The 453-nt window shown below is 54.5% G+C and carries 1 rRNA gene; it reads left to right on the top strand.

What is annotated here, in order from left to right:
• Positions 1-453, top strand: a 16S ribosomal RNA gene (locus tag ACTHUT_RS21955); the annotation flags it as partial.

Here is a 453-nt window from a genome sequence, read left to right as displayed (position 1 = left end):
GTATAAGAGACAGCCTACGGGTGGCAGCAGTTAGGAATCTTGGACAATGGGCGCAAGCCTGATCCAGCCATGCCGCGTGAGTGATGAAGGCCTTAGGGTTGTAAAGCTCTTTCAGCGGGGAAGATAATGACGGTACCCGCAGAAGAAGCCCCGGCTAACTTCGTGCCAGCAGCCGCGGTAATACGAAGGGGGCTAGCGTTGTTCGGAATCACTGGGCGTAAAGCGCACGTAGGCGGATTTTTAAGTCAGGGGTGAAATCCCGGGGCTCAACCTCGGAACTGCCTTTGATACTGGAGATCTTGAGTCCGGAAGAGGTGAGTGGAACTGCGAGTGTAGAGGTGAAATTCGTAGATATTCGCAAGAACACCAGTGGCGAAGGCGGCTCACTGGTCCGGTACTGACGCTGAGGTGCGAAAGCGTGGGGAGCAAACAGGATTAGATACCCTAGTAGTC

Source organism: Neisseria sp. P0022.S010 (assembly GCF_051956635.1).
This window is presented reverse-complemented; position numbering and strand designations above follow the sequence as displayed.